Annotated in this window: 20 protein-coding genes; 13 read left to right on the forward strand and 7 right to left on the reverse strand. The window is 65.1% G+C overall.

Features of this window, described 5'->3' with window-relative positions:
* Positions 1–64 precede the first annotated feature (64 nt).
* The 3 genes from AC0Z35_RS26160 (at position 65) to AC0Z35_RS26170 (ending at position 4,023) form a co-directional block, all read left to right on the forward strand.
* Positions 65–1,327 carry a 4-aminobutyrate--2-oxoglutarate transaminase gene (locus AC0Z35_RS26160; RefSeq protein ID WP_046804103.1) on the forward strand — a complete coding sequence of 421 codons (1,263 nt, stop codon included), beginning with the start codon at positions 65–67 and terminating at the stop codon, positions 1,325–1,327.
* Positions 1,328–1,498: 171 nt separating this feature from the next.
* Positions 1,499–2,968, forward strand: coding sequence for an NAD-dependent succinate-semialdehyde dehydrogenase (locus AC0Z35_RS26165; RefSeq protein WP_219990574.1), 1,470 nt, complete (start codon positions 1,499–1,501; stop codon positions 2,966–2,968).
* Between the two features lie 197 nt (positions 2,969–3,165).
* Positions 3,166–4,023 (forward strand): inositol monophosphatase family protein, encoded by an 858-nt coding sequence (locus AC0Z35_RS26170; protein ID WP_120156367.1) that lies wholly within the window; start codon positions 3,166–3,168, stop codon positions 4,021–4,023.
* Between the two features lie 142 nt (positions 4,024–4,165).
* Here the strand turns inward: AC0Z35_RS26170 and AC0Z35_RS26175 are convergent, their stop codons facing one another.
* The 7 genes from AC0Z35_RS26175 to AC0Z35_RS26205 all read right to left on the reverse strand — a co-directional run bounded on the left by AC0Z35_RS26175 (position 4,166) and on the right by AC0Z35_RS26205 (position 13,769).
* A complete protein-coding gene (locus AC0Z35_RS26175) occupies positions 4,166–4,984 on the reverse strand; it encodes an NAD-dependent protein deacetylase (protein ID WP_046804106.1) in 819 nt (272 codons plus the stop codon).
* 19 nt (positions 4,985–5,003) lie between these two features.
* A complete protein-coding gene (gene epsC / locus AC0Z35_RS26180) occupies positions 5,004–5,951 on the reverse strand; it encodes a serine O-acetyltransferase EpsC (protein WP_046804107.1) in 948 nt (315 codons plus the stop codon).
* 148 nt (positions 5,952–6,099) lie between these two features.
* On the reverse strand, positions 6,100–7,173 hold the full coding sequence (gene galE, locus AC0Z35_RS26185) for a UDP-glucose 4-epimerase GalE (RefSeq protein WP_120157558.1): 1,074 nt from the start codon (positions 7,171–7,173) through the stop codon (positions 6,100–6,102).
* Between the two features lie 11 nt (positions 7,174–7,184).
* Positions 7,185–8,852, reverse strand: coding sequence for a glucose-6-phosphate isomerase (gene pgi / locus AC0Z35_RS26190; RefSeq protein ID WP_046804108.1), 1,668 nt, complete (start codon positions 8,850–8,852; stop codon positions 7,185–7,187).
* A gap of 13 nt (positions 8,853–8,865) precedes the next feature.
* Positions 8,866–10,269: a phosphomannomutase/phosphoglucomutase gene (locus tag AC0Z35_RS26195; RefSeq protein WP_046804109.1), complete on the reverse strand. Its 1,404-nt coding sequence runs from the start codon at positions 10,267–10,269 to the stop codon at positions 8,866–8,868.
* 20 nt (positions 10,270–10,289) lie between these two features.
* Positions 10,290–12,551: a GNVR domain-containing protein gene (locus AC0Z35_RS26200; protein ID WP_120156369.1), complete on the reverse strand. Its 2,262-nt coding sequence runs from the start codon at positions 12,549–12,551 to the stop codon at positions 10,290–10,292.
* A gap of 81 nt (positions 12,552–12,632) precedes the next feature.
* The gene (locus tag AC0Z35_RS26205; RefSeq protein ID WP_046804111.1) at positions 12,633–13,769 is read right to left on the reverse strand and encodes a polysaccharide biosynthesis/export family protein; all 1,137 of its coding nucleotides are present in this window, start codon (positions 13,767–13,769) and stop codon (positions 12,633–12,635) included.
* Positions 13,770–14,013: 244 nt separating this feature from the next.
* Here AC0Z35_RS26205 and AC0Z35_RS26210 point away from each other — a divergent pair, with 244 nt between their 5' ends.
* The 10 genes from AC0Z35_RS26210 (at position 14,014) to AC0Z35_RS26255 (ending at position 24,580) form a co-directional block, all read left to right on the forward strand.
* Positions 14,014–15,423 (forward strand): undecaprenyl-phosphate glucose phosphotransferase, encoded by a 1,410-nt coding sequence (locus tag AC0Z35_RS26210; RefSeq protein ID WP_485133204.1) that lies wholly within the window; start codon positions 14,014–14,016, stop codon positions 15,421–15,423.
* 70 nt (positions 15,424–15,493) lie between these two features.
* A complete protein-coding gene (locus AC0Z35_RS26215; RefSeq protein ID WP_046804195.1) occupies positions 15,494–15,946 on the forward strand; it encodes a GDP-mannose mannosyl hydrolase in 453 nt (150 codons plus the stop codon).
* A 5-nt stretch (positions 15,947–15,951) separates the two neighbouring features.
* Complete coding sequence (locus AC0Z35_RS26220) at positions 15,952–17,382, forward strand: mannose-1-phosphate guanylyltransferase/mannose-6-phosphate isomerase (protein ID WP_485133203.1); 1,431 nt, start codon at positions 15,952–15,954, stop codon at positions 17,380–17,382.
* Entirely contained in the window at positions 17,369–17,779 is a 411-nt protein-coding gene (locus AC0Z35_RS26225; RefSeq protein WP_314361655.1) for a VanZ family protein, read from the forward strand. The genes AC0Z35_RS26220 and AC0Z35_RS26225 overlap by 14 nt, the downstream gene beginning before the upstream one ends.
* A gap of 10 nt (positions 17,780–17,789) precedes the next feature.
* Positions 17,790–18,899, forward strand: coding sequence for a GDP-mannose 4,6-dehydratase (gene gmd, locus AC0Z35_RS26230; RefSeq protein ID WP_046804114.1), 1,110 nt, complete (start codon positions 17,790–17,792; stop codon positions 18,897–18,899).
* Positions 18,900–18,905: 6 nt separating this feature from the next.
* Entirely contained in the window at positions 18,906–19,868 is a 963-nt protein-coding gene (locus tag AC0Z35_RS26235) for a GDP-L-fucose synthase family protein (protein ID WP_104144265.1), read from the forward strand.
* A gap of 33 nt (positions 19,869–19,901) precedes the next feature.
* Positions 19,902–21,218: an oligosaccharide flippase family protein gene (locus tag AC0Z35_RS26240; RefSeq protein ID WP_046804116.1), complete on the forward strand. Its 1,317-nt coding sequence runs from the start codon at positions 19,902–19,904 to the stop codon at positions 21,216–21,218.
* A gap of 22 nt (positions 21,219–21,240) precedes the next feature.
* Complete coding sequence (locus tag AC0Z35_RS26245; protein WP_046804117.1) at positions 21,241–22,143, forward strand: glycosyltransferase family 2 protein; 903 nt, start codon at positions 21,241–21,243, stop codon at positions 22,141–22,143.
* Between the two features lie 12 nt (positions 22,144–22,155).
* Entirely contained in the window at positions 22,156–23,460 is a 1,305-nt protein-coding gene (locus AC0Z35_RS26250) for an O-antigen ligase family protein (RefSeq protein WP_046804118.1), read from the forward strand.
* Positions 23,453–24,580 carry a glycosyltransferase gene (locus AC0Z35_RS26255; RefSeq protein ID WP_485133202.1) on the forward strand — a complete coding sequence of 376 codons (1,128 nt, stop codon included), beginning with the start codon at positions 23,453–23,455 and terminating at the stop codon, positions 24,578–24,580. The genes AC0Z35_RS26250 and AC0Z35_RS26255 overlap by 8 nt, the downstream gene beginning before the upstream one ends.
* Positions 24,581–24,591: the final 11 nt, after the last annotated feature.

The following is a 24,591-nucleotide window of genomic DNA, read 5'->3' on the forward strand; positions in this document are numbered from 1 at the left end:
ACAAATGGGGCCATCGTAGCATTAAATAAGGTTTTTCCCGCCCACCCTGTTCATCGAGGCTGAGATGAAGAATCAAGACCTGAATACCCGCCGTTCTTTGGCCACGCCGCGCGGCGTTGGCGTCATGTGCGACTTCTACGCAGTGCGCGCCGAGAACGCCACGCTGTGGGACGCCAACGGCAAGGAATACATCGATTTCGCGGGCGGCATCGCGGTGCTCAACACCGGCCACCTGCACCCCAAGGTCAAGGCCGCCGTGGCCGCCCAGCTGGACAACTTCACGCACACGGCCTACCAGATCGTTCCGTACGAAAGCTACATCTCGCTGGCCGAACGCATCAACCGCCTGGCCCCCATCGACGGCCTGAAGAAAACCGCCTTCTTCACCACCGGCGTCGAAGCCGTTGAAAACGCCATCAAGATCGCGCGTTCGGCCACGGGCCGTTCGGGCGTCATCGCGTTCTCGGGTTCGTTCCATGGCCGCACCATGCTGGGCATGGCGCTGACCGGCAAGGTTGCGCCGTACAAGCTGTCGTTCGGCCCGATGCCCGGCGACATCTATCACGTGCCGTTCCCCAACGCCACGCAGTCGATCTCCGTTGCCGATTCGCTCAAGGCGCTGGACCTGCTGTTCAAGTGCGACATCGACCCCAAGCGCGTCGCCGCGATCATCATTGAACCGGTGCAAGGCGAAGGCGGCTTCAACATCACCCCGCCCGAACTGATGAGCGCGCTGCGCAAGCTCTGCGACGAGCACGGCATCCTGCTGATCGCCGACGAAGTGCAAACGGGCTTTGGCCGCACCGGCAAGCTCTACGCCATGGAACACCACTCGGTGCAAGCCGACCTGATCACCATGGCCAAGAGCCTGGGCGGCGGCTTCCCGATCTCGGGCGTGGTCGGCCGTGCCGACGTCATGGACGGCCCGGCAGCGGGCGGCCTGGGCGGCACCTACGCCGGCAACCCGCTGGCCGTGGCTGCGGCCCACGCCGTGCTGGACGTGATTGCCGAAGAAAAGCTGTGCGATCGCGCCAATGTACTGGGCGAAAAGCTGCGCGCCCACCTGGAAGGACTGCGCGCCAAGGTGCCGGCTATTGCCGACGTGCGTGGCCTGGGTTCGATGGTGGCGCTGGAACTGAACGACGCCAACGGCAAGCCGGACGCTGAAGCCGTCAAGCGCGTGCAGGCCCGCGCGCTGGAACAAGGGCTTATCCTGTTGAGCTGCGGCGTTTACGGCAACGTGCTGCGTTTCCTGTACCCGCTGACCATCCCCGACGCGCAGTTCGACCGCGCGCTGGCGATTTTGTCCGACGCACTGGCAGCGTAACGTTCACGGCCTGAACCCTGTTCTTGGGCCACAGGCACGGTGATTGCGGGCGTTGCGGATCTTTCCGCCGCGCCCGCTGCGCTTTACTGTTGCGCATTGCTGTTGCGCTTTACTGTTGCGCTTTTTTCGCTGCCTTGGCCCCGTTGAATCCCAATCAAGGAGACTTCAATAATGACCGCATTGACCCATCCCCTGTCGCGCCCCGATCTGCTGCGCGACGCCTGCTACATCGACGGCAAGTGGGTTGGCGCCGGCAACGGCGCATCGATCCCGGTTGACAACCCGTCCACCGGCAAGACCATCGTGTCCGTGCCCAAGCTGGGCCGCAAGGAAACCGAACAGGCCATCGCCAGCGCGCAGGCCGCCCTGCCCGCCTGGAGCGCCAAGACCGGCAAGGAACGCGCCGCGATCCTGCTGAAGTGGTCGCAGCTGATGATGCAGAACCAGCAGGACCTGGCTGCCATCATGACGTCCGAGCAAGGCAAGCCGGTGACCGAGGCCGCGGGCGAAATCGCCTACGCCGCATCGTTCCTGGAATGGTTTGCCGAAGAAGCCAAGCGCATCGACGGCGACGTGCTGCAAAGCCCGAAGGCCGGCCAACGCCTGTTGGCGCTGAAGCAACCCATTGGCGTCACCGCCGCCATCACGCCGTGGAACTTCCCGGCCGCCATGATCACGCGCAAGGTCGGTCCGGCACTGGCCGCCGGCTGCACGATGGTGGTCAAGCCCGCCCAGCAGACGCCGCTGACGGCGCTGGCGCTGGCCGTGCTGGCCGAAGAAGCGGGCGTTCCGGCGGGCGTGTTCCACGTCATCACCGGCAGCTCGCGCGATATCGGCGCAGCGCTGTGCGAAAGCGATGTGGTGCGCAAGCTGAGCTTCACCGGTTCCACCGAAGTGGGCCGCACGCTGATGGAGCAATGCGCGCCCACCATCAAGAAGCTGTCGCTGGAACTGGGCGGCAACGCGCCGTTCATCGTGTTCGACGACGCCGACCTGGACCGCGCGGTTGACGGCATCCTGGCCTCGAAGTACCGCAACGCCGGCCAGACCTGCGTGTGCGCCAACCGCATCTACGTGCAAGCCGGCGTGTACGAGGAAATCGCCACGCGCCTGGTCGCCAAGGTCAACGCCATGAAGGTCGGCGACGGCTTTGAAGACGGCGTGACGCAAGGCCCGCTGATTGACACGAACGCCATCGAAAAGGTGCAAGAGCACATCGCCGACGCCACCTCGCACGGCGCCAAGGTCATTGCCGGCGGCAAGCCGCATGCGCTGGGCGGCACGTTCTTCGAACCGACCGTGGTGCGCGACGTGACGCAATCGATGCGCTTTGCCACCGAAGAAACCTTCGGCCCGGTGGCCCCGCTGTTCCGCTTCGACACCGAAGAAGAAGTCATCGGCATGGCCAACGACACCATCTTCGGCTTGGCCGCGTACTTCTTCACGCGCGACTACGCCCGCATCTGGCGCGTGTCCGAAGCGCTGGAATACGGCATCGTCGGCATCAACACCGGCCTGATCTCCAACGAAGTCGGCCCGTTCGGCGGCGTCAAGCAGTCGGGTCTGGGACGCGAAGGTTCCAAGTACGGCATCGAGGAATACCTCGAAATCAAGTACCTGTGCGTGGACCTGGGCGCCTGAGGCCCCGGCCGGTGCGCGGCGCTCGCCGCGCACCGGGGATAAGCGGCTATCCCCGCCGCTTATCCCCAACAACTGTGGACAACCCGGCAGATAAGTCCTGCACAGCCCGGAAAAGTCCTTTCAATCCAGTCACTTGCGAAACGCGATCAAATGCCGCCCAGGCATGATAGATTTGCGCGTTCCCTGAATGGATCCGTATGAGCAGAACCTTTACCCTTGACGACACCCGCAAGCTTGCCGCCGTGCTGGCCGAAACGGCCCTGGTGGAAGTCATGCCGCGCTTTCGCAACCTGCCCGAAGGCGCCGTGCGGGGCAAGAGTTCGCCGCGCGACCTCGTCACGGATGCGGACGAGGCCGCCGAACGCATGATCGGCGCGCGCCTGTCCAAGCTGTACCCAGGCGCCGTGCTCATCGGCGAAGAGGCGTCCGCGCGCAACCCTTCGCTGCTGAACATGCTGGTCGACGCCGACCTGGCCTTTTTGATCGACCCCATCGACGGCACCCGCAACTACGTGGCGGGCCTGCCCCTGTTCGGCATGATGATCGCCGCCTGCCATCGCGGCGACGTGATCGCGGGCGTGATCTACGACCCGGTCAACCGCGACAGCGCGCTGGCCGTGCGGGGTGAAGGGGCGTGGATGGAATACGAAAATGGGCGCCGGGCGCCGTTGACCGTCGCCGGCCCCGCGCCGCTGGAAGACATGGACGGCCTGATCTCGACGGACGCCCTGCCCGAGCCGCTGCGCACCACCGTGAACAGCCACCTGTCGCGCCTGGGCAGTACCGCGTCGCTGCGCTGCGCTGCCCACGAATACCGCATGTTGGCGGCCGGCCATTGCCACGTTGCGCTGTACAACCAGCTGACGGCCTGGGACCACGCCGCGGGCTGGCTGCTGCACCGCGAGGCGGGCGGCTACGCCGCGCGCTTTGACGGATCGCCCTACAAGCCCACGCACCGCACCGGCGGCCTGCTGTATGCCCCGGATGCCGGCAGCTGGCACGCCGCCCGCCGCGCGTTGCTGGGCGAAGCGGTGGACATCGCGGACGCGGGATGATCGCAAAACCGGGGGTATTCCCTAGGAATTATCCACAGTTCCTGTGGACAACCCTATGGAAAGGTCTGTAACGGCGTCAAAAAACGCTTACAGGACAAGCACTTGCTTAAACCGGTCAAAAACCGGCCGCCGAAAACCCGCGTTACAAGGCTTCCAGCGCGACCGCGCAAGGTTGTTCCACCTTCAGGGTCAAGAGGCTGTCGGCACGCGTGCGGCCCAGGTTGATGGCGGCGATCGGCATGCCGTTGCGTGACGCGGCAGTCACGAAGCGGTAGCCCGAATACACCATCAAGGACGACCCCACCACCAGCACCGCATCGGCGCTCATCAGGCCGGCGTTGGCGCGGTCGACCCGGTCGCGCGGCACCGTTTCGCCAAAGAACACCACGTCGGGCTTGACGATGCCGCCGCAGCGCGGGCACGGCGGCACGATGAATTGCGAGAAGTCTTCGCCTTCCAGGTCCGCGTCGCCGTCCGGCGCGTCGGTGGCATCCAGCGACGTCCAGGCGGGGTTGCCGTTTTGCAGGCGGTCTTGCCAGTCGGCACGCCCGCCGCGCCAGTCGCAATTCATGCAGCGCACTTCGTCCAGACGGCCGTGCAGGTCCACCACGTCGCGGCTGCCGGCCGCTTCGTGCAGGCCGTCCACATTCTGCGTGACCAGCACCGTGATCAAGCCGCGCGCTTGCAGCCGCGCCAGGGCACGATGCGACTCGTTCGGCTGAACATGGCCAAAGCGACGCCAGCCCACCATGCTGCGCGCCCAGTAGCGGGCGCGCGCCAGGTCGTCGCCCATGAACGTTTGCAGCGTCATGGGCGGCTTGCGCTTCCATTCGCCTTCGGTATCGCGGTAGTCGGGGATGCCGGAATCGGTGCTGACGCCCGCCCCCGTCAGCACGAACAGCCGCGGGTGGCGGTCGACAAAGCCGCGCAACGCGGCCAGATCCGAGACTTGGGTGTCCATCCTGATTCCTACGCTGCGTTCAGCCGCCCAGCCCACAATCGGGCATGTCGCTGACCAGGCTGGCCTGCGTGACGTTGCTGCCCGGCGGCACGCTGCGCGTCAGCCAGACGTTGCCGCCGATGGTCGAGCCCTTGCCGATGGTGACGCGGCCCAGAATGGTTGCGCCCGCGTAGATGACGACGTCGTCCTCGATCAGCGGATGCCGCGGCAGGCCCTTTTTAAGCTCGCCGTTTTCGCCGGGCGGAAAGCGCTTGGCGCCCAGCGTCACCATCTGATAGAGCCGCACGCGGTCGCCGATGATGGCCGTTTCGCCGATGACCACCCCCGTGCCGTGATCGATGAAAAAGCTGCGGCCGATGGTGGCGCCCGGGTGGATGTCGATGCCGGTATCCGCGTGCGCGATTTCCGCCACGATGCGGGCCAGCATCGGCACGTTCAGCCGGTACAGCACGTTGGCCAGGCGGTGGTGGATCATTGCCGCCACGCCGGGATAGCACAGCAGCACTTCGTCCACGCTGTGCGCGGCCGGGTCTCCCTGGTAGGCGGCAGTCACGTCCAGATCCAGCGCGGCGCGCACGCGCGGCAGCTCGGCGCCGAACTGGCGCACGATTTCGATGGCGCGCCGCTGCGTCTCGGCCGGGTCGACGTGTTCGTGCCGACCGACGTATTGCAGTTCAAGACAGACCTGATGCAGCAGCGCGTCCAGCGCGGCGCCAATGGTGTGGCCCACGTAGAAGTCTTCGACTTCTTCACGCAGATCGATCGGGCCAAGCCGCATGGGGAACAAGGCGCCGCAGAGGTCCTTGATGATCTGGCGCAGGCTTTCCTGCGACGGGAATTCGCGCAGGCCGGAATCTTCGCGCAGGCGGCCGCGCGGGCCGCGCCAGGCGACGCGCGCTTCGCGCAAGCCGGACACGATGCTGTCCAGATTCCAGTGGGCGGGGGGAATGTAGGTGGGCCCGTTCATCGCGACTGCCCCTGGGCGGGGCGGGTGGACCCGGGCTGAGAATGGATGTCAAACATGGGAATGCCTCATTGACGGTGCTACGCAATAGTCCCGTCAACTGTAACCGCTGGCGCCCCTTTTTCAACAGGCCTCCGATATGGCATAGGGGTTATGCCACGGCGGCCTGCACGCCCTGGCTGGCGTCGTCCGCCTCGTAGCCTTGTGGATTGCCCTGCTGCCAGCGCCAGCCGTCGGCGCACATCGCCGCCACGTCGTACGTGCTGCGCCAGCCCAGCAGCGACTCGGCCAGCGACGGGTCCGCCCAGGTGCGCGCCACGTCGCCCGGCCGGCGCGGCATGATCTGCACGGGTATGCGCAGACCGCTGGCGGCTTCAAAGGCGCGCACCAATTCCAGCACGCTGGTGCCGTGCCCGGTTCCCAGGTTCACGGCGACAAAGCCGCTCTGGCCCGCGCCGTACGCCAGGGCCTGCACGTGCCCTTGCGCCAGGTCCATGACGTGCAGGTAGTCGCGCACGCCGGTACCATCGACGGTGTCGTAGTCGTTGCCGAAGACGCGCAGGAACGGCTGGCGGCCTACCGCTACCTGGGTCAGATACGGGAACAGGTTGTTGGGCAGGTCACGCGGGCTTTCGCCGATCTGCCCGCTGGGATGCGCGCCGATCGGGTTGAAGTAGCGCAGCGTGACCGCGCTGAACGACGGGTCGGCCGTGCAGACATCGCGCAGCATCTCCTCGACCATCAGCTTGGTGCGCCCATACGGATTGGCCGGGGCCAACGGATGCGCTTCGGTAAACGGCAGGAATTGCGGTTCACCGTAGACGGTGGCCGACGAGCTGAACACCAGGCGGGACACGCCCGCCTCGCGCATGGCCCGCAGCAACACCATCGAACCCGTGACGTTGTTGTCGTAGTACTTGAGCGGGTCGGCCACCGATTCGCCCACGGCCTTGCAACCGGCCAGGTGCAACACCGCCTGCACCGGTTGCCCGCGCGCGGCGGCGTCCGACAGCACGCGCTCGATCAGGCCGGGGGTGCGGATATCGCCTTCTATCAGCGCTATCGGCTGGCCGCAAAGCCGTTCGACGCGGCGCACGGCCTCGCGGCTGCCGTTGCTGAAGTTATCCAGCACCAGCGGCCGCTGGCCCGCCGCCAGCATCGCAATCAGCGTGTGCGTGCCGATGTAGCCGGCCCCGCCCGTCACCAGTACGTGCATGCCTGACATGGCGGCGCTCGTCACAGATGCGCCGCCACGCCCGGCACCCACGCATGGCGCGGACGCGGCGCCTGCGTGTGGCTGCGATAGCGATCGATCCAGTACGAGGTGGACGCGTCATGGCCCCAGTCGACCACCCCGGCCGACACCGGCACGGCCAGTTCGCGGTCGATGCCCGTGGCCAGGCGCTTGCCCAGTTCCACGCCGAATTGGTCGAACGGGTTGATGCCCCACACCACGCTTTGTACGAACACCTTGTGTTCGTACAAGGCCAGCAAGGCGCCCAGGCCACGCGGGTCCAGCTGGCGCAGCACGATCAGCGTGGACGGCCGTCCGCCCGGGTGCACCATGTGCTGGGCAAGGCTCAACGCCTTTTCCTGATCGTCGATGTGCGCGACGTCCTGCAACGCTTGCTCCAGGTTCTTGCCGCGCAGCAACGCCTGACGCTGCGCCAGGCAGTTGGCCAGCAGATGGCGATGGGCGTCGGGGCTGTCGGCGTGGCCTTGCAGGCTGGCAATGAAGTCCACCGGCGCACCGTCTTCGCTTTGATGCAACCACTGGAAGAACGTGTGCTGGCCGTCGGTGCCCGGCATGCCCCAGATGATCGGGGCCGTGGGCACGCCCACCGCCGTGCCATCACCCGCCACGCGCTTGCCCAGCGATTCCATTTCCAGCTGCTGCAAATAGGTCACCAGGTGCAGCAGACGCGCGCTGTACGCGGCAATGTTCAGCGAGTTGTAGCCCAGCACGCTGCAATTGACCAAGCCGGCCAAGGCCAGCTGGATCGGTGCGTTCGCGGCGAACGGGGCGTTCTGGAAATGCTGGTCCATCGCCTCGGCGCCCGCGCGCATGCCGATCAGCACGTCGGCGCCCACGGTCAGCGCAATCGACAGGCCGGCCACCGACCACACGGAATAACGGCCGCCTACCCAGTCGCACATTTTGAACGTGTGGCTGGCGGGCACGCCCAGCGCGCGCGCGGCCGACACGTTGGCGGTAACGGCCGCCAGGTGCTCGGACACGTCCGCCACCCCACCCTGCTTGAGCCACGCAATCGCGGCGCGCGCGTTGTGCATGGTTTCGGACGTGGTGAACGACTTGGACGAAATCACCACCAGGCAACGGCGCGGGTCCAGGCCCGCCACCGCGTCATGGAAGGCGTGGCCGTCGATGTTGGACACGAAGCGTATCTGGCGGCGTTGCGAGGGGCCGCCAAACGCCTGGACCGCCAGGCGCGGGCCCCAGTCGCTGCCGCCGATGCCAATATGGAGTACGGTTGAAAAATCTGCCGTCTGGTCCACCCGGCGCACGAAGTCGCTCATGCGCGAATATTCGCAGACGGAATCGGCGTCCAGCCCGTCCGGTTGCTCGGGCGTGCGCCCGGCGCGAACGGCCGTGTGCCAGGCGGGTCGGCCTTCGGTCCAGTTGACGGGTTCACCCGTGAACAGCGCATGGCGGGCGTCCGCCAGCCCGCGCGCTTGCAGCAGGTTCAGTGCGGCCGCTTCCAGCGCGGGCGATTGCCGTTGCATGGTCAGGTCCACGCACAAACCGGCAGCTTCAATGACTTTAAGCGTGTTGGCGTCAAGTTCGGCGGCCTCGGCAGCCTGCGCGAACGCCTGCCACTCAGGGCTCTGCGCCAGGCCGGAATCCGCCCTTAACGCCTCAATCGCAAAATTGGCCTTTCCCATCGCGTGATGCTCCTTAGAACGGTAAACGAACGAGAGGTGCAATGCGCCGGAACGCGTTGCGGAAATCCTCCTCGATCCGGGCCAGTGCGGCCACGGTGTCTCCTTCAAAACGCAAAACCACCGTCGGCGTGGTGTTCGATGGACGCGCCAGGCCAAAGCCATCGACGTAGTCCACCCGAACGCCGTCCAGATCGTTGATGGAGACCGCGCTGGGGAATTCCCCTTGCTCGCGCAGCAACTTCACCAGTTCGAACTGTTCGCCTTCGGCGGTGTCCAGCTTGATTTCGGGGGTCGCGCAGGACTGCGGCAAGCCTTCAAGAAGGGCAGACGGGTCCGGCGCAGCGGACAGGATCTCCAGCAGCCGGGCGGCGGCGTAGATCCCATCGTCAAAGCCGTACCAGCGCTCCTTGAAAAACATGTGACCGCTCATCTCTCCAGCAAGTAGCGCTCCCGACTCGCGCATCTTGGCTTTGATGAGGGAATGCCCGGTCTTGCACATGGTGGGTTTGCCCCCGGCCTCGAAGATGGCGCGGGCCACGTGGCGGCTGCATTTCACGTCGTAGAGGACCTCCGCGCCGGGGTTGCGAGACAGCACGTCGCGGGCGAACAAAATCAACTGCCGGTCCGGCCAGATGATCTGTCCCGATTTTGTCACCACGCCCAGCCGGTCGCCGTCGCCGTCGAATGCCAGCCCAACCTCGCAATCGGAATAGCGCAGGCAATAAATCAGGTCTTGCAGGTTTTGCGGGTCGGCCGGGTCCGGGTGGTGGCCGGGAAACGAGCCGTCTACCTCACAAAACAGTTCGGTGACCTCGCAACCCAGCGCGCGAAACAGCGCCGGCGCCACCGCGCCCGCCACGCCGCTGCCGCAGTCGATGGCGATTTTCATCGGACGCGCCATGCGGATGTCGCCCACCAGGCGCGCCGCGTAGCAGGGCTGGATCTGCATCTGCGTGCGTCCGCCGGACACGCTGGCCGATTCGATCGGCAGGCGCATCGCATCGCGCAAGGCGGTGATGCCGTCGCCGTACAGCGACGCGCCGTCCAGCACGATCTTGAAGCCGTTGTGGGCCGGCGGGTTGTGGCTGCCCGTGACGGCGATGCCCGCGCCCGTGTCCATCAGGCGCGTGGCGAAATACACCATCGGCGTGGTGGCCATGCCGATGTCAATGACGTGCATGCCGGCCGAACGCAGCCCGGCCTGCAACGCGGCCGCCAGCTCGACGCTGCTCAAGCGGCCATCGCGCCCCACCACCATCGACCGCGCCCCCAGCTCGCGCGCCTTGGTGCCGGCCGCCATGCCCAGGCTGTGCGCAAAGCGCGCGTCAATTTCGTCCGGCACCGTGCCGCGTATGTCGTAAGCCTTGAAAACCGCATCCAGAATTTGCGGGGTATCCCAGCCAAAAGTTCCGTGCATGCCAGTTTCTCCGGGTGGCGTTACTTGGGACCGTTCTGTTTGAAATCGCCGTAATACGCCGCACGGGAGTATCGATAATTCCCATACTTGGACCGGAAGCCAAAGCGCTCCGGCATCAGTTTCAAGCCGTTGAACAGCACGCCGTCCACCGGCGCGCCGGCCTGGATCAGGCGCTTGGCCGTTTCACGGATTTCGCCCACGGTGTTCATGCCCGAGCGCACCACCACCATCACCGCGGCGGCATGCGTGCCGACCACCGCCGCATCGGGCGAGGACAACACCGGCGCCGTGTCCAGGATCACCATGTCGTACTGCGAGGACAGCTCGCGCAAGGTGGCGCCGAACACGGGCGAGGCCAGCAGCTCGGACGGGTCGAAAGTGACCGCGCCGGTGGCGATGAAGTCCACGCCTTCGGACACGCTGTGCTTTCTGACGCGCGCCAGCGGAATCGTGCCGGACAGCACTTCGAACAAGCCGTCTTCCTTGGGCACGCCGAAATAGCGGTTCAGCTGGCCCTTGCGGAAGTCGGCGTCGATCAGCAGCACGCGCTTGCCCACGCCGCCCTGGATGAAGGCAAAGTTGGCCGACAGGAACGACTTGCCCACGCCCGCCACCGGGCCGGTGAACATGACCATGTTGTTGGCGGACTGGCGCAGCGAGGCTTGCAACACGTTGCGAAACGATCGCAGGCTTTCGATAGGTGGCGCGTTGCCCTGGCTTTGCGCCAGCAGCGCGGGCACCGTCGCGTTCTTGCGGCGGCTGCGGCGCCACAGCTTGTCCTGCATGTCGCTGTACGGAATGGCGGCCAACACCGGCAGGCCCGTGTAGCGTTCAACGTCGTCGGGTTCCGACAGGCCGCCGAACAGCGCGTTGCGCACAAAGGCGCACAGCATGCCGAAGATCAAACCGATGACCGTGGCCACGCCGATGATGATCGCGGCCTTGGGGCGCACGGGGCGGTCCGGTTGCACCGCCGCATCCAGGATGCGCACGTTGCCGACCTTGCCGGCGCGGATCAAGCGCAGTTGCTGCGCGTTGTTCAGCAGACCCGTGTACAGCTCGGTGTTGACGCGCACATCACGCACCAGGCGCACCACGTCCTGCTCCAGGTCGGGCAGCGCCTTGATGTTGTTGCCGATGCGGCTGACGTCACCCGACAGCGACGCGATCTGGCGATCGATGGCGACGATGCTGGGGTGCGTGGGGGCAAACCGCGTGATCAGTTCCTGGCGCTTGGAGCGCAGTTCCATCACCTTGGTCTGCGCGTCCACCGACTGCGCCAGGATCAGCTTGGCTTCTTCGGACAGGTCGATGGTGCCGCGCTTGTTGCGCAAGGCGTTGTACTTGGTTTCGGCCGCGTCCAGCTCGCCCTTCAGGATGGGCAGCTGCTGTTCCAGGAAGCCCAGCGATTTCTCGGCCTGCGCCGCTTTGCGGTTGACGTTCTGCTGCACATACTCCTGGCCAATCTGGTTCAGCACGGCCGTGGTCAGTGCCGGGTCGTTGCCTTCCAGCGTGACGCCGATCACGCCCGATGCGCGGCCTCGTTCAAAGATGCCCAGATGCGATTGCACGTTTTCGATCGCCGCCAGGCGCGAGCTGCGCGAGATCGTGAACTCGGTGCCGGGCCGGCCCGTCAACGCGTCGATATGCACGTCCATCGCGCCCCCGCCGGGCAACAGGAAGTGTTCCGGCTTGCCCACCGCGCCGCTGAACGTGGCGCCCGTGAACTTGTCCGTCAACGTGTAGCGGCCCTCGCCTTGCGTGGTCACGCGAAACGGCTTGCCCAGCCATTCGTTGGGCACGTCCAGCTGCGAGATCGCAATCTGTTCGCCGCCCCACGCATAGCCGCCGCGCGGCAGGCTGGACGGATACGGCAACGCTTCATAGCGCTGCGCAAGCCATTCGCCCACCACGGGGAAATAACGCGGCTTGGCATGGATATACAACAGGAACTTGTCGACGGCCGGCCCCACCACCATGCGCGAACGCAGCACTTCCATTTCGCCCGAGGTCTCTGCCTTGGTGTCGAACATGGCGGACACGTCGCCCAGCAGGCTGCGCGCCTGGCCGTTAGGCATTTCCTCTTCGACTTGCACGATGATGTCGGCCGAGTACACGGATGGGGTCACCATCACGTAGGCCAGCGCGCCCAGGAAGGCGAGCAACGTGATCCCAAGGATCATCCAACGATTCGAAATAATGGCGTCCACGTGCGAGGACAACGGGGTTTCCTGCTGGCGAGCCGGGACGTTCGGCTCGAATGCTTCGATGGGCAACGACATGCAGCTCTCCAGACGTGGGCGCCGCGGCGGATGCGGCGCCCCCAAAGGCGTTGTTTTGGGCCCGAAGGCCCGAAAGGCGGACTAGTTGATCGACTTGACGGTCTGTACCGTTTGCGCGCTCGGGAACAGATTGCTGATGAAGCGGTTCCACCGCACCAGCGCGGCCGTATCCACGAACACGACGTCTTTGGGTTCCAACTCAAACTTCGCACCAACAGCCAGGGCTTGCGGCGACTTGGCGTTCAGGTGGAACACCTGCGGCGTCGCTTGCTCGGTACTGCGCACCACAAACACTTGCGACGCGTCGGCCGTCAACTGGTTCGGGCCACCCGCCATGCCCAGCGCCTCGGTCAACGACATGCGTCCATCGCGCATCACGACCGTGGTGGGCAAGAACACTTCACCCATCACGAAAATCTTGCTGTCGTCGCGCGGCGTAACGCGCACGATGTCGCCCGACTTCAGCATGACCTGATTCAAGTCCTGGCCACGTTCGATCAGCGCGGGCAGGTTCACACGGGTACGGCGGCCATCGCGAATGACATAGACGGCGCTGCGGTCAGCGGTGGGCAGCAAGCCACCCGCGCGGTTGACCGCTTCGAGCAGAGTCATCGGAATGTCGTTGATGGCAACCGTGCCCGGCAACTTGACTTCGCCTTCGACGTAGACACGCTTGCTTCGATAGCCCAGCACGCGTACCGTGATCTGCGGATCCTGGATGTACTTGCCGGAACTATTGACTATGAGATTGCGCGCCTGAAGTTCCGTCAACCCCGCCACTTTCAGCAGTCCCGTATACGGAAATTGGATATATCCAGTGGATGAGACGGTATACCCCGGTATGCCCGAGGCGGTATCCCCCATGACTAGTTCGGTCACCCCAGTCCCGATGGCATAGGTTTGCGTCGGAAGGACGAGTTCGGGGTGGTCCCACACCACGATGGAAAGGATGTCGCCCGGCCCGATGCGGTAGGGCTCGACGCTGCCGACCAGCTTTTCGACGCCGTCGTTATCGATCAACGCCTGGCGGTTGCGCAGGTCGTCGACAACCAGGCTGGGGGTGATTTCCTTGATCGGCGCCACGGAGTTCGGGTCCATGGGATCAACAAGGTGGCCGGAATTAAAGGTCATACCGGGAGACAGGGCGCAAGCGCCCAGCGAGGACACGAGCGCGATAGCGGCGATGGCTCGGCTCAACGTTCCGAAAAATGTCGTCATGGCAAATCCACTGTGAATGACTTCGTTGCTTGGAATGGAGCCCGATGCGTAACGGGTTGCGACATTCCACTCTCTTTTCGAAGCCCCGCACATTCGACGGATGTCCTAAGCCTTCTCCTACATCGTTTGGAGGTTTCGGGTACGCCACGCACTCAATAAGATTTCGTCGGTAGCCACATGTTTTGCGGCAGTGCATCGTTTTTTTCTTCGCCGCAAGAAGACTCCCCACGAACAGGAGTGCGCGATGGACCCGTCCCACTCGGACACATCGGCAAGATTCAGCGGAGCAAGCTATCTGTACCGCCTGCTCGATGCCGCGATCGTAATCACCTGCGGCCTGACTGCCACCGGTTTGAAGTTCTCGGAAGATGCAATGGCGGACCCTCCGCAAATTCATCTATTCCTGATCTATCTGTGCGGCTTGGGCGTGATAGCCCTGTTCCCCGCATTCCGCCTGTATGTGTCATGGCGCGGCCGGCTATTGACCGATCTGGTCGTGCGCAGCCTGGCTGCGTGGGCCACGGTGTTTGCGCTGGGCATCCTTGTCAGTTTTCTCATGCATCAGACCGCCGCGATATCGCGCATGTGGGCGGCTACCTGGTTCGGCATGGCGGCGCTGACGCTGGCCGGCGTACGTATCGCGGTCTACGCCGCGCTGGGCGCCGCGCGCGATCGCGGGCTGAACAAGAAGAACGTGTTGCTGGTGGGCTTCGGCGCGCTGGGCCATGACCTGTGGCGCCGCGTTGAACGCTACCGGGGCGCGGGCTATGAAGTCGCGGGCATCTACGCCGAGCTGCACGAAAGCCTGCCGCCGCAAGTGCGCCGCTTGCACGATCTGGACAACCTGCATTCCTTCGTGCACGAAAACAATGTGCGCGAGATCTGGATCGTCCTTCCGATGGAGGCGGGCCAGGAATTGCGCGAAGTGCTGTACCACCTGCGCAACGACTTGGTGGATATCCGCTGGATTCCGGATGTGATGTCGATCCAGCTGCTGGGTCATCGCATCGGCGAATTCCTGGGCCTGCCCGCCATCCAGCTGAACAGCCTGCCCGCCGCCGGCGTGCGCGGTTGGGCGAAAGAAGTATTCGACCGCGGCTTTGCGTTCTTCGCGCTGATCGGCCTGGCGCCGCTGATGCTGTCGATTGCGCTGGCCATCAAGCTGACCTCGCGCGGGCCTGTGTTCTTTACGCAACCTCGCCTGGGCGTGGACGGCAAGGTGTTCCACGTCTACAAGTTCCGTACGATGACGGTGCACCAGGAACACGGCACCGTCACGCAGGCCACGCGCAACGATACGCGCATTACCCGCATCGGCGGCTTCCTGCGGCGTACCAGCCTGGACGAGCTGCCGCAGTTCCTGAATGTGCTGATGGGCGATATGTCGGTGGTCGGCCCGCGCCCGCACGCGCTGGAGCACAACGAAATGTACAAGGACCTGGTGCAGCGCTACATGATGCGCCACCGCGTCAAGCCCGGCATCACGGGGTGGGCGCAGGTCAATGGCTTTCGTGGGCAGACGGACACGCTGCGCAAGATGAGCGACCGCGTCGAGCACGACATCTATTACATCCAGCACTGGACGTTCCGGATGGACCTGCTGATCATCGCCCGCACGGCCGTGTCGGGATGGACGGGCCGAAATGTCTACTAGTCCATTGGGATGGCCCGGCGCGCCCGTGCCCGTGCCGACGGCCATGACGGCACATGCGGCATCCACCGGCGTGCTGCCGCGCGCCGACTTCCGCCAGGCGGTGGAGATGCTGCCGCTGGTGTCCATCGACCTGTTGTTGCGCGACGGCGCCGGACGCTACTTGACGGGGTTGCGCACCAACCCGCCGGCGCGTGGCGCCTGGTTCGTACCGGGCGGACGCATCCGCAAGAACGAACCGCTGCGCGCCGCGCTCGACCGTATCGCGCGTGAAGAACTGGGGCTGGCCATTGCCCCCGAATCGTGGACGCCGCGCGGCGTGTACGAACACTTCTATGGCACCAATTTCGCGGGTGAAGCGGGACGCTCCACCCACTATGTCGTCCTCGCGTATGAGGCCGAGCTTTCGTTGGATACCGCAACCCTTCCGCGCGGCCAGCACCATGGCTACCGCTGGCTGCAAGCGGAAGAGATCGCCGCCGATCCCGGCGTGCATCCGTACACCCAGGCCTACTTCAAGGAGTGAGCGCCATGACGAATCCCCCTCCCGCCTTCCGGGCTGTCATCCTTTGCGGCGGTTCCGGCTCGCGCCTGTGGCCGCTGTCGCGCGAACTGCTGCCCAAGCAGTTCATCCGTTTGACCGATTCGCGCAGCCTGTTGCAGAACACGCTGCTGCGGCTTGGGTCCGCCGGCGCGCAGGCCAAGCCGATGCTGGTCTGCAACGACGCGCACCAGTACATTGCCGCCGAGCAGGCGCAGGAGCTGGGCATCAAGGACGCGGAAGTGATCCTGGAGCCCTTTGCACGCAACACCGCGCCGGCGATTGCCGCCGCCACGCTGCGCGCCATGCGCGACGGCGAAGACCCGATCATGCTGATCATGCCGTCCGACCATGTGCTGGAAGACGGCGACGTGCTACGGCAAGCCTTTGCGCAGGCCTACGAGGCGGCACGCCAGGGCGCGCTGGTCACGTTCGGCATCACGCCCACCGCGCCGCTTAGCGGCTATGGCTACATCCAGTCGGACGAACCCGGCGTGATGGCGCCGGCGCGCCGCGTGCGCCGCTTTGTGGAAAAACCGTCGCCCGAAGTCGCGCAGCGGCTGATCGATGACGGGGGGTATTACTGGAACAGCGGCATGTTCGCGTTCCAGGCGTCGGTGTTCCTGTCCGAGATGGCGCGGCTGGCGCCCAAGATGCTGGAACAGGTGCAGGCGGCGGTGGCCACCGGCCATGGCGAGGCTGGCCTGTTTCATCTGGATGGGCCGTCGTTCGAAGCGTGCCCCAGCGATTCGATGGACTACGCCATCATGGAACGCACCGACAGCGCGGTGGTGATTCCGCTGGCGGCGTCCTGGAGCGACGTGGGCGCGTGGGACGCGGTCTGGGGCATCGCCCAGAAGACGGTGGAAGGCAATTCCACCACGGGCGACGTCATGGTGGAGGATTCGCGCAATTGCCTGATCCACTCGACCAGCCGGCTGGTGGCGTCCGTGGGGCTGGATGACATTGTGGTGATCGAAACCGCCGACGCGGTGCTGGTCGCGCACAAGTCGCGCTCGCAAGACGTCAAGCGCCTGGTCGAGATCTTCAAGACGCAGCACCGGTCGGAGCTGAACCATCACCGCGAGGTGCAGCGCCCGTGGGGGTCGTATGACTCGGTGGGCCACGGGCCGCGTTACCAGGTCAAGCGGATCACCGTGAAACCGGGCGCCAGGCTGTCGTCGCAAATGCATCACCACCGGGCGGAACACTGGATCGTGGTGTCGGGCACGGCGCGGATCTACAACGGCGACAAGCAGTACCTGCTGACGGAAAACCAGTCGACGTACATCCCGCTGGGCGAAACCCACAGCCTGGAAAACCCGGGAAAGATCCCCCTGGAAATCATCGAAGTGCAGTCAGGCGCGTATCTGGGCGAGGACGACATCGTGCGTTTCCAGGATATGTATGGCCGAGTCTGAACGGGGATCATCCGTCCCCTTCTGGCGACCCGGCGTAGCCCGGCTTTGCCTGCCGGTCGCGGGGCTGTTCTTCCTGGTGTTGATCACCGTGGGGAACCTGCCCGGGCTGGCCGCCGAGATGTCCGATGCCTTTGGGGACAAGCGGCTGCATCTTCTGGCTTACGCCGTATTGACGGGATTGATCTACCTGTCGGTCAACCGGCGCCCTGCCCTGGTGGCCATGCTTGCCGTCACCGCGCTGGGTGCGCTGGATGAATCAATCCAATCCTTTTTTCCCTACCGACAGGCTGAACTCTTAGACCTTTTGGCCGATATCTTGGCGGCGGGTGCAACAGTAATCTCATTGCACATTGGTTCCGCAGCCTTCGGCTCCTTTCGTGCAGTCACTAAGTCTTAAGGATACAACCATGCCAAAACGGGCACTCATTACCGGCGTTACCGGACAAGACGGGGCCTATCTGGCCGAGTTTCTGTTGGCCAAGGGCTATGAAGTCCATGGCATCAAGCGGCGCGCTTCGCTGTTCAACACCGCCCGCATCGACCATCTGTACCAAGATCCGCATGACAAGCCGCGCAACTTCGTGCTGCATCACGGCGACATGACCGACTCTTGCAGCCTGATCCGCATCGTGCAATCGGTGCAGCCGGACGAAATCTATAACCTGGCCGCACAAAGCCATGTGGGCGTCTCGTTCGAAGAGCCGGAGTACACCGCCAACGCCGACGGCCTGGGTACCCTGCGCCTTTTGGAAGCCATCCGCATCCTGAAGCTGGAGAACAAGGCGCGCTTCTACCAGGCGTCCACCTCCGAGCTGTATGGCCTGGTGCAGGAAACGCCGCAGAAGGAAACCACCCCCTTCTACCCGCGTAGCCCGTACGCCGCCGCCAAGCTCTACGCCTATTGGATCAGCGTGAACTACCGCGAAGCCTATGGGATGTACGCCTGCAACGGCATCCTGTTCAACCACGAATCGCCCAAGCGCGGCGAAACGTTCGTAACGCGCAAGATCACGCGCGGCCTGGCCCGCATCGTGCTGGGCTTGCAGGAATGCCTGTACCTGGGCAACCTGTCCGCGCTGCGCGACTGGGGCCATGCGCGCGACTACGTCGAAATGCAATGGCTGATGCTGCAACAGGACACGCCCGAGGACTACGTCATCGCCACCGGCTTGCAATACAGCGTGCGCGAATTCATCAATACGGCGGCGCGCGAGCTGGGCATCCTCTTGGCATGGGAAGGCGAAGGCCTGGAAGAAACGGCCACCGTGCTGTTCTCGCCGGTGCACGACGTCAAGCCCGGCCAGGTCATCGTGCGGGTCGACCCGCGCTACTTCCGCCCGACCGAAGTGGAAACCCTGCTGGGCGACCCCACCAAGGCGCGCGAAAAGCTGGGCTGGTCACCGCGCACCACGTTCGCGGAGCTGGTCAAGGAAATGGTGGAAGCCGACCTGAAGGACGCGCGCCGCGATGCGCTGGTCGAGCAGAACGGCTACGAAATCTACGCCTACAAGGAGTAGCGCGCCATGACGAACCTGGACCAACGCGTGTTCGTGGCGGGCCATCGCGGCATGGTGGGCGCGGCGATCACCCGCGAACTGCAACGCCGCGGCTACCCCAACGTGCTGACCCGCAGCCGGGCCGAGCTGGACCTGGAAAACCAGAACCAGGTGCACCGCTTTTTCTCGACCACGCCGGTCGATGTGGTGTACCTGGCCGCTGCCAAGGTCGGCGGCATCCTGGCCAACCAGAATCATCCGGTCGACTTTCTGTACAAGAACCTGATGATCCAGTGCAACGTCATCCGCGCCGCGTATGCGGCCGGCGTGCGCAAGTTGCTGTTCCTGGGTTCGTCCTGCATCTACCCGCGCGAGGCGCCCCAGCCGATCCGCGAAGACGCCTTGCTGACCGGCCCGCTGGAAGCCACCAACGAGCCCTACGCCATCGCCAAGATCGCGGGGCTTAAGTTGTGCGAAGCCTACCAACGGGAATATGGCGCGCGCTTTATCTGCGCCATGCCAACCAACCTGTATGGCCCGCACGACAACTACGACCTGCACAGCAGCCACGTGCTGCCCGCGCTGATCCGCAAGTTCCATGAAGGCCGCGAAGCCGGTCAGGACAGCGTGACGATCTGGGGCACGGGCACGCCGCTGCGCGAGTTCCTGTACGTGGACGATCTGGCCAAAGCCAGCGTGATGCTGATGGAACACCCCGACGCCGAGGGCATCTACAACATCGGCGCGGGCAAGGACATCAGCATCGCGGACCTGGCAGCGCTGGTGGCGCGTGTGGTCGGCTACCAAGGCCGCATCGTCTACGACACCGGCAAGCCCGACGGCACGCCACGCAAGCTGATGGATTCGTCGCGCGTGACGGCGCTGGGCTGGCAACCCGCCGTGTCATTGACCGAAGGCATCGCGCTGGCCTACCAGCACTTCCTGCGTGAACGCGCGGATCAATCCCAATCGGCGCTGCCCGTGGCCTGACGGCCACGCCAGCACTCATCACAGGCTTCCCCGATGTTTGGATTCGTCAGGAAACACATCGCCGGCAACGCCTCCTTCTGGGGGCTGGTGGAATACGGCATCGGCCCGGTCGCGGCGCTGATCGCCCTGCCCCTCCTGTTTCGGCAGTTGGGCACGGTGGGCTTCGGCCAGTACTCGATGATCATCGCGCTGGCCGGCTTCGGCAACGCCGCCAACCTGGGCGCGGCCGTGACCGCCACCAAGCTGGTGTCCGAGCGGATGCACGAGCCCGGCGGCGCGTATCGCGCGGCGGGGGTCAGCATGTCGCTGATCGGCTGCGCGCTGGGCGTGGTGACGCTGGCGGCCGTGTTGCTCTGGGCCGTGGTGGGGCTGGCCTGGCCCGCCGCCACGTTCGGCGGCGTGGCGGTCACGCTGCTGGCCTTGCCGGCGCTGGCCATCTACCTGACGCAGCAATACGACCAATTGTTTTCGGGCTGCCTGAAAGGCCGAGAGGACTTTCGCGCCACCGCGCTGTGCGAGGTTTTCAGCCGCAGCGGCACCATGGCGCTGGCCTGCGCCACCGCCTGGATGACCGCGTCGCCCACCTACACCGGCCTGGCGCAGGCGCTGGGGCTGCTGGTGGCGGGCAGCGTGAAAATGCGCGTGTTTTCGCGGACCTACGGCCATGTGCTGGTGCGGCCGGTGCGCGATCGGGGCGCCATGATGGACGCCTTCAAGTTTTCACGCTGGTCATGGCTGAACAGCCTTAGCGCGCTGGCCTTCGGCTCGGTCGACCGCGTGCTGGTGGGCAGCATGATGGGGCCGGCCGCGCTGGCCATCTACACGGTGGGCGTGCAGGTTGGCCAGATCATCCATACCGCTTCGGTGGCCATCTTCCAGAAGGCCATGCCGCGCGTGACGCGCTTGTCGGTGTCGCCGCCCTACGCGGGCGCCGTCGAACGCGAGATTCGCCGCATGATGGGATGGAACCTGGTGCTGTCCGCCACCGCCACGCTGGCCGTGCTGGCCGTGAGCCATCCCTTGTTGAACCTGTTGCTAGGCGACAACGTGGCGGCCGGTCATCTGGGGACTTTCCAATTGCTGATCGTGGCCTCCGGGCTGCTGTCGTTGAACGCCGCGGCCCACTTTTCTTTGCTGGGGCTGGGCAATTCCCGCGCCGTCGCCATCCTGAACGGGTTGGGCGGACTGGCGATGCTGTGTGTCATGGCGGGCCTGGTGCACGCGGCGGGCGAACACGCCGCGGCGTGGGGCCGCATGGCGTATGCGGCGATCACGCTGGCCGGCGTGGCCCTCGCCATCCGTCAATCCCGCCCCGAATTTCCGGGCGCGTTGCCAGCGGCCACCCGATAACACCTACATGCTGAGGTCTTACATGCGCAAGCGTCATAACGAGTATTCACGTCAGCTCATCGACTTCGTCCGCGAGCTGCGCCCGCCCGCGCCGATCGCCGGCGGCCTGTTGCCCAAGGTGACCATCGTGACCCCCTCGTACAACCAGGCCAAGTTCCTGGAGCGCACCATCCTGTCGGTGCTGAACCAGGGCTATCCGCGTCTGGAATACATCATCATCGACGGTGGCTCGACCGACGGCAGCGTGGACATCATCCGCAAGTACGAGCGCTACCTGACGTACTGGGAAAGCACCCCGGACCGCGGCCAGTCTCATGCCATCAACAAGGGCTTTGAACGCGCCACGGGCGACTATGTCGGCTGGCAGAATTCCGATGACCTGTATTTCCCCGGCGCCTTGCGCAAGCTGGGTGCGGCGGCCGCGCGGGGCCGCGCGCCGATCGTCAGCGGCAACCTGTTCGTGGCCGACGCCAATAACCACATCTTCCGCAAGATCCACTACACGCCCGTCAATCGCGGCACGCTGACGGTGGTCAAGGCGTCCATACCCAACCAGTCGGCCATCTTCCGCCGCGACCTGCTGCGCAAGTACGGGCTGTTGCAAGAAAGCATGCGCTACTGCATGGACCTGGAGCTGTGGAGCCGGCTGCTGCGCGAAGGCAAGAACCTGATCGTGCCCGATGCGCTGGGCGTCTACACCGCGCATGACGAAACCAAGACCGCGCTGATGCAGGACGTGCTGCTGGAGGAACGCGAACAGATCGTCACGCGCATCCGGCGCACCGAACCGGGCCTGGGCAAGCTGTTCGAACTGTCGTGCCGCGCCTCCAAGGTGGCCGCGCACGCGCGCCAGGGCGACCTGTCGTACCTGTTCGAAAAGCTGACCACCAAGATCTTCGGACGCGACGACTGGGCCGCGCACTAGGACGACGCCGACATGAGCCCGCACCGCCGCTTATCCACTTTGCACCTGCTGGGCCTGTTCGCCTTCACCGCGCTGGCCCTGAACGACGACCGCTTCATCCTGGGCGTGGGCAGCTTCAAGCTGTCGCCCTTCGATGTGCTGTTCGTGGCCATGCTGGCCGTCAAGGCGCTGCGGCTGGCCGAGCCCAGCGCCTACGCCCTGCCGCGCGGCCTGCTTGGCGCGCTGCTGGGCTTGCAGGCCATGTCGGTGATCTATCTGCTGCTGGTGTCGATGCACCACCCCGGCATTGAAACCGGCGACGTGGCGCGCGACCTGCGCATCGTCTTCTACTTCTTGTGCACGCCGTTCCTTTGCTACAAGGACATCGACAGCCCGGCCGCCTACGCGGTGTTGCAGAAGTACATCGTGGCGGCCTGCCTGGCGGTGGCCACGCTGATGCTGCTGGAACAGTTGCAGGGGTTCAGCGTGTCGAACCCGCTGCGCAACGTGCGGCTGGGCGTCTGGGCCATTCCGTTTGGCGTGGTGTCGCTGCTGACGTTCCGGCGCACGTTGAACGTGTCCGGACCCAAGGCCTACGCGTTGACGCTGTACATGCTGCTGGCGCTGGTGTTTTCGCTGAACCGCAGCCAGTACCTGCAACTGGCGATATCGGTGGTGATTGCCGTGCTGCTGGGCACCGGCCCCGAACTGCGCCGGCGTGCCGTGCTGATCTTCGCGCCCGCCGCCGTCGCGGGCGTGTTGGTGTTTGCCAGCATCGGCTACCTGGACGTGCTGAGCAACCGCATTTTCAGCGTGGAAAAGCTGGACGAAGATTCCAGCTACGGCGCGCGCATCCAGGAAATGCAGGGGCAGATGGACTACTTTGCCGAAAGCCCCGTGTTTGGCAAGGGCGCGGGCTTTCGCAGCTGGGTCATGGGCGAAAACGGCTTCGAACTGAGCACGTTCGCGCACAACTCCTGGGCCTTTTACCTGATGAAGTTCGGCGTGGTCGGCACCATCATGATCATGCTGCCGCCGCTGTTGATATTGCTGCTGACGCTGTTGCGGCGATACGCGCACCCCGGCCTGGAAATGCACCGGCGCTACCTGCTGGCCACGGCGCCCATCTACATCTTCATCGATTCACTGTCCGGTGGGCTGGCCTACGCGCCCAAGACCGCGTTCACCGGCTTCCTGTTGTGCTATTGCCTGTCGTTGATGCGCAATGCGCAGATCATGCCCGTGCCCCGCGCGGACGCGCCCCGTGCGCCGCTATCCCCCAGCCACCGTCCGGATGCCGTGCGCCGGACGCCACCTCGAGTGATTCCTCATGCCTGATGTCTTGTTTGTCGCGCCAGACTTGCACGGCGGCGTCGGTAGATGCGTTGCCTTCATCGTGGATGCCCTGCCGGAACAGGGCGTTGATTCGGGCCTGTTCCTGCTGCGTTCGCGCAACCGCGAATACCCCGTCGCCAACCCGAAGGTGACGCGCGCCCTGCCCATCATTGAATCGCCCACCAAGCTGCGGCTGATGCTGCCCGTAGCCTTTATGCGCCTGCTGGCGCAGATCCGCCGCGACAAGCCGGCCATCGTGTGTTCGCACGGGCTGCTGTGCAACATGCTGGTGGTGCTGGCCCGCAAGATACTGGGCGGCACGTTTCGCACCGTGGCATTCGAGCACAGCAGCCCGGCCATCCACTACGGCGCCTCGCGCATGCGTCGGCTGAAATGCTGGCTGGTCAGCCAGACGTATCGGCGCCACGACGCGGTGGTGGGCGTGTCGCGCGGCGTCAAGGAAGATTTGGTCAGCATGTTTCCGCCGCTGCGCGGCAAGGTCCACACCATCTACAACGGCGTGCCGCTGGACAACGTGCGCCGCCAAGGCGCGCAGCGCACGCAAGGCGATGCTGCCGCGCCCTATCACGTGGTGGCGGTGGGCCGGCTGGAAGCCGTGAAGGACTACGCCACGCTGGTGGATGCGGCCGCCTTGCTGGACGACCCGGGCATCGCCTTCACCATCCTGGGCGAAGGGTCCGAACACGACGCGCTGCAAAAGCGCATCGACGAGCGCCCGTCCCGCAGCCCGGTCACGCTGGCCGGCCACATCGACAATCCGTTTCCCGTCATCGCCAGCGCCGGCGCGTTTGTGCTGACGTCCATCCGCGAGAGCTTCGGCAACGTGCTGGTGGAAGCCTTGTGCCTGGGCGTACCGGTGATTTCCACCGACTGTCCGCACGGACCCGCCGAGATTCTGGACGCCGGGCGCTACGGGCTGCTGGTGCCGGTGGGCGACGCGGCAGCCTTGGCCGAGGCCGTGCGCCGGCTGGCCTACGACGCCAAGATGCGCGAACAGCTGGCCGCGCAAGGCCCCGAACGCGCCGACGCCTTTTCCCTAGAGCGGCACTGCCGCAACGTCATCGCGCTATTCCAGCCGCTGATGCAACGCGGCACGCCCTGAACAGGACAGCA

Source organism: Achromobacter sp. 1L-A-4-B-C2, assembly GCF_057291955.1.

Coding starts and splice junctions, on each gene's coding strand:
- AC0Z35_RS26250 (WP_046804118.1), top strand. CDS start 22,156: ATGAGCCCGCACCGCCGCTTATCCACTTTGCACCTGCTGGGCCTGTTC.
- AC0Z35_RS26200 (WP_120156369.1), bottom strand. CDS start 12,551: ATGTCGTTGCCCATCGAAGCATTCGAGCCGAACGTCCCGGCTCGCCAG.
- epsC (WP_046804107.1), bottom strand. CDS start 5,951: ATGAACGGGCCCACCTACATTCCCCCCGCCCACTGGAATCTGGACAGC.
- AC0Z35_RS26235 (WP_104144265.1), top strand. CDS start 18,906: ATGACGAACCTGGACCAACGCGTGTTCGTGGCGGGCCATCGCGGCATG.
- AC0Z35_RS26160 (WP_046804103.1), top strand. CDS start 65: ATGAAGAATCAAGACCTGAATACCCGCCGTTCTTTGGCCACGCCGCGC.
- AC0Z35_RS26255 (WP_485133202.1), top strand. CDS start 23,453: ATGCCTGATGTCTTGTTTGTCGCGCCAGACTTGCACGGCGGCGTCGGT.
- pgi (WP_046804108.1), bottom strand. CDS start 8,852: ATGGGAAAGGCCAATTTTGCGATTGAGGCGTTAAGGGCGGATTCCGGC.
- AC0Z35_RS26225 (WP_314361655.1), top strand. CDS start 17,369: ATGGCCGAGTCTGAACGGGGATCATCCGTCCCCTTCTGGCGACCCGGC.
- AC0Z35_RS26175 (WP_046804106.1), bottom strand. CDS start 4,984: ATGGACACCCAAGTCTCGGATCTGGCCGCGTTGCGCGGCTTTGTCGAC.
- AC0Z35_RS26245 (WP_046804117.1), top strand. CDS start 21,241: ATGCGCAAGCGTCATAACGAGTATTCACGTCAGCTCATCGACTTCGTC.
- galE (WP_120157558.1), bottom strand. CDS start 7,173: ATGTCAGGCATGCACGTACTGGTGACGGGCGGGGCCGGCTACATCGGC.
- AC0Z35_RS26205 (WP_046804111.1), bottom strand. CDS start 13,769: ATGACGACATTTTTCGGAACGTTGAGCCGAGCCATCGCCGCTATCGCG.
- AC0Z35_RS26170 (WP_120156367.1), top strand. CDS start 3,166: ATGAGCAGAACCTTTACCCTTGACGACACCCGCAAGCTTGCCGCCGTG.
- AC0Z35_RS26240 (WP_046804116.1), top strand. CDS start 19,902: ATGTTTGGATTCGTCAGGAAACACATCGCCGGCAACGCCTCCTTCTGG.
- gmd (WP_046804114.1), top strand. CDS start 17,790: ATGCCAAAACGGGCACTCATTACCGGCGTTACCGGACAAGACGGGGCC.
- AC0Z35_RS26220 (WP_485133203.1), top strand. CDS start 15,952: ATGACGAATCCCCCTCCCGCCTTCCGGGCTGTCATCCTTTGCGGCGGT.
- AC0Z35_RS26210 (WP_485133204.1), top strand. CDS start 14,014: ATGGACCCGTCCCACTCGGACACATCGGCAAGATTCAGCGGAGCAAGC.
- AC0Z35_RS26165 (WP_219990574.1), top strand. CDS start 1,499: ATGACCGCATTGACCCATCCCCTGTCGCGCCCCGATCTGCTGCGCGAC.
- AC0Z35_RS26195 (WP_046804109.1), bottom strand. CDS start 10,269: ATGCACGGAACTTTTGGCTGGGATACCCCGCAAATTCTGGATGCGGTT.